The organism is Rhizobium sp. CCGE 510 (assembly GCF_000292525.1).
Taxonomy (GTDB): Bacteria; Pseudomonadota; Alphaproteobacteria; order Rhizobiales; family Rhizobiaceae; genus Rhizobium.
The window spans coordinates 1-930 of record NZ_AEYF01000104.1; the positions used below are offsets into that span (position 1 = coordinate 1).

Here is a 930-nt window from a genome sequence, read left to right on the forward strand (position 1 = left end):
CGATGATTTTGTTTCCGCGGTGGCGCAACGTGCACCCTAGGATTTCGACGACGCCTTCGATCGCTGGCGGGAACTCTACAATTCGGCCCGGACACAGCTGATGGAAGCCAATGAGCGCTCGGAGATTACGGGCCTTTCCGGCGCGGATCGCCGTCGTATCAAAGCGGCGCAAATGCAAGCCAGCGACCAGATCACCATTCTTGAGCAGGGCAAAGCCTCGAACGGCTCAGACTTTTATTCCTATCGCTATCTCGCAACCGAAGGCTTCCTGCCGGGCTACAATTTCCCGCGCCTGCCGCTCTACGCCTTTATCCCTGGCGAAGGCAAAGCTGGTTCATTCCTCCAGCGCGCTCGCTTCCTTGCCATTTCGGAATTTGGGCCACGCAGCCTGATTTATCACGAAGGACGCGCCTACCGGGTCATGAAGGCGAAGCTACCGCCAGAAGTCCGGACGGGAGATGGGGCGGAACTCGCTACACGAGATGTTTCCATCTGCTCGAATTGTGGCGCCTGTCATGACGGCGAGGTCGAGCGCTGCCATGCCTGTAATACTCCGATCGTGGAAAAGGATGCGGTGAAGAGAACGCTACGCATCGATAATGTCGAAGCCGCACCGGCCGAGCGAATCACGGCAAATGATGAAGAGCGCGTCAGGCAGGGATTTGAGATTCAGACTGTGTTCGCTTGGCCGAGACGGGACGGTCGCCTCCAGATAACCAAGGCCGACTTCCGTTGTGACGACACCTCCATTCTCAGCCTGCAATACGCCAACAGTGCAGAGATCAGTCGGATCAATAAAGGGCTGAAACGGCGAGCAAAACAGACGGAGTTCGGCTTTTATATTGATCCTCGCAACGGCTATTGGGTGAAGTCAGACGACGAAGATCCAGAGGTCGATATACCCCCTGATATGATGAGGCCGGTTCGGAT

Annotated in this window: 1 pseudogene; it reads left to right on the forward strand. The window is 56.5% G+C overall.

Annotated features, from left to right (window positions below):
- Positions 1-100: 100 nt before the first annotated feature.
- Positions 101-930 (forward strand): annotated as a pseudogene (locus RCCGE510_RS32645) (ATP-dependent helicase); the annotation flags it as partial.